Here is a 3,052-nt window from a genome sequence, read left to right as displayed (position 1 = left end):
CCCTTCCTTTCTGCCCCTTGACCACGGCTCGACCGTGGTCAAGCCGGGTCAAGTCAACGGGTCACGGCTTGCTTCCCGTGTTCGGCACCGCGTGCATGACGGTCAGCGTCACGCTGTTGTTCTTGTAGGACACCCGGAACAGGTGACCGCCCACATTCAGGGCCCGGTTCTCCGGCAGCGCGTGGAAGGCGCCCTCGATCGAGCTACCGCTCATGATCGTGAACACGGTGCCCGGAGTCAGCTTGCCCCGCACGTCCAGGTCCAGCTCACCGTCCAGCACCAGGTTCCCCGCCGCGCGGACGCTCGTGTAGTCCCGGTCGCCGGAGATCGTGACGGCAACGCGCCCCTGCTTGCCGATGGTCGCGTTCCCGCCGACGTTCAGGACATTGCCTGCGGTGCCGGAAGCGCCGGTGATCTGCGCGGCCTCGTCGGCCGTGAGACCGGGCCGCAGCACGCCGCGGTTGACGTTGATGCTGTCACCCACGGTGCCGCTGCCGCCGAGCGTTCCGCCGCGCACGTCGATAGCGCTCGCGTGCGAGCCGACGACCGAGAGTTTGCCGTCGAGGACGGTGCTCGCCCCGTGCCAGGTGTCGCTGCCGGTGAGGAACAGGGTGCCGTCGCCACGCTTCGTGAGGCTGCCCTCGTAGGCGCGGGCCTTGCGGGCCTGCTCACCGCGGACCCCGATGGCGTAGTCCGACTTGTCGGCGTCGCTCGCGTCGGCCGGCAGGCCCTTGGTCCAGCCCTTGGCGGCCTTGGTCTCCGCCCAGGCGGCCGCCTCGGTGGCGTCCTCCTGCTGGCGGGCCCGGATCGCGACGTCCGAGATGTCGTTCGACCACACGTCGTCGCGCCCCTGCGTGTCGGCGACGAACGGCCCCAGGAACTGGCCCGGGCCGTTCATGGCCTCCCGCAGGCTGACCGTGCCCCAGCCGTTGCGGCTGTCCGGCACCTGCACGATCTGGCCGCGCGTGGGGTTCAGCACGGCGTTGCCCGCCGCGTCACTGATCGTGTTGTTCTGCCGGCCGGTGGTGAACATCGTGTAGAGCGCCTGCTCGTTGGTCATGTACGGGAAGCGCTCCATGATCAACGACAGTGCGGCCGCCGAGTGCGGGCCGGCCATCGACGTCCCCGACGAACTGCCGTAACGGGGCTCGGGCACGCCGTTGACGACCGACACGGTCGTACTGTTGATGCTGTTGGCCGGCGCCGTCACGCAGGACCACTTCGCGACGCCGCACTGGTTGAACGTCTGCTGGCCGGGGACCAGGACGGAGCCGTCAGGGTTGAACGTGCGCCCCTGGGTGGGGTTGATCCCCGACGTCGTGTACCAGCTGCCCTCCAACTCGGGCATGAAGTACGGCGCGGCGCCTCGCGGCGACGGGTTCACGTAGCCGCTGTTACCGGCGGTGAACTGGATGACCGTGCCGGTACGCGCGGCCTCGATGGCACCGTTCAGCCAGTGGGCGGTGCTGCCGTTCGCATCGACGACGCCGTCCGGAGTGGACCAGAGGCGCCATGCCGTGTTCAGGCCGAAGCCCGCCGGGCTGCCGGGCGGCGTGTCATACGTGTTGTAGTTTTCCGTGTTGGGCTGGCTGCCCCAACTGCTGGTGATGATCCTGATCGGCTCGCCGTTCGCCGTCTTGGCGGAGTTCACGGCCCGGTAGACATTGCCGATGTAGGCGTCGTCCGGCCTCTGCGCGGCGGTCGCGTTCGCCGGCAGGAGACCGTAGAGCACGCCGTCCGTCTTGCCGGTGTTGCCCATGTACACGTTGCTGTTGAACGCGACGCCGTGCATGTTGGCATCCGGCCCGGCCGGTTGCGTCTCGCCGACACCGTCGCGGCTCGCACCGATGGTCCCGCTGACGTGGGTGCCGTGGCTGTCGTTGAGCGCCGGGTTGTAGAACCCCGGCGTGGGGCCCGTCTGGCCGCCCTGGGCCTCCACTGAGAAGTAGCGGTCCCCGACCGCGTAGTTCGTGTCCAGGCTTCCGTGCTCCCGGACATGCCCGGCGAAGACGCCCGAGTCGACGACGCCGATGTTCATCCCGGTGCCGGAGTAGCCGGCAGCATAGGCGAATTCAGCTCCCATCGACACCAGGCCGGCATCCCGGTTGAACTCAGGGGTACGCCAACTTGCCGCGTCGCCGAGCCGGCCGGGATCTCCCTCGTAGGTCTTGATCGGCGGTGGCAGGGGCACCTGCCCCATCGCCGGCTGCGCGGCGACGCCGAGCACCACTATCGGTATCAGCGCTGCGAACAGCGCCGGCTTCACGCGTTTTATGTTCGACACTCCGAACCCCTCCAAGATCGATTGCGCCGGATGCTATGCCTGCTTCCGGAGCGGAACAAGGCGTCGGCGGACACGTTTCTATCTACGTGGGAAGTAAGCACCAGAAGCCGGGCGATCCGTGACATGGCAGCGCTGGCGGACGTGCCATGGACGGTGCGTGCCAGGCGGGCGGCCGGTTACCGGCGCCGCGCGGTGGGCGAAGCCGTGCTCGACCGGTGCGCGTCCAGTGGCGAGGACTCGGTTGGCGTCCTTCTGGCCGGGGGTGAGCTTATGGGCGCGGGTTGCGGTGCGGCAGGGGCTCGTGCATTCCGCCGGCGAGCCCGGTGTCGACCAGCCACCGCTCGCCGTCGAGCCCCACGGTGATCGCGAGATGGTCGCCGCCCGGGCCCTCGGGGTCCTCGACCTCGTCCTGTACCCCGGCCCGGTGCAGGGTCACGTCGTAGCCGAGGGCCGTCAGCAGCGCGGCGAAGGCTCCGTTGAGGTGGCAGCAGTAGCCACCGCGCCCGCGCAGGATCCGGGCCACGGATTCAGCTGCGCCGATGCCCGCCGGCCGTCCCAGTTAGTTGTCGAGGGTCTCGTAGGCGACCCGGGCCGCCACGGGCGTAGTGCGGGCGGCGCGGATCGTGTTCTGCGGGCGAGGCCGGCGACCCGGGCGCTGCCCGTCACGGCTGCACCGTAGGAATCGATGCAGGTCTGCGCCAACTGCAGCGGACCTTTGTCGGTATCGACGTAGCCGAAGATCTCGCGGCGCGTTCCGACCGGCCGGAG

The 3,052-nt window shown here is 69.4% G+C and carries 2 protein-coding genes; both read right to left on the bottom strand.

All coding sequences use genetic code 11. The features are described from left to right. Positions 1-61: 61 nt before the first annotated feature. Positions 62-2,266, bottom strand: a complete 2,205-nt coding sequence (locus ACFU8Q_RS40645) for a S8 family serine peptidase (protein ID WP_384464999.1) — start codon at positions 2,264-2,266, stop codon at positions 62-64. Positions 2,267-2,552: 286 nt separating this feature from the next. Next, positions 2,553-2,807, bottom strand: a complete 255-nt coding sequence (locus ACFU8Q_RS40640) for an arylamine N-acetyltransferase (RefSeq protein WP_384464996.1) — start codon at positions 2,805-2,807, stop codon at positions 2,553-2,555. Positions 2,808-3,052: the final 245 nt, after the last annotated feature.

This window comes from Streptomyces sp. NPDC057543 (genome assembly GCF_042801895.1).
GTDB lineage: Bacteria > Actinomycetota > Actinomycetes > Streptomycetales > Streptomycetaceae > Streptomyces.
Note: the sequence above shows the minus strand (reverse complement) of the source record. Positions and strands in the feature narration are given on the sequence as shown.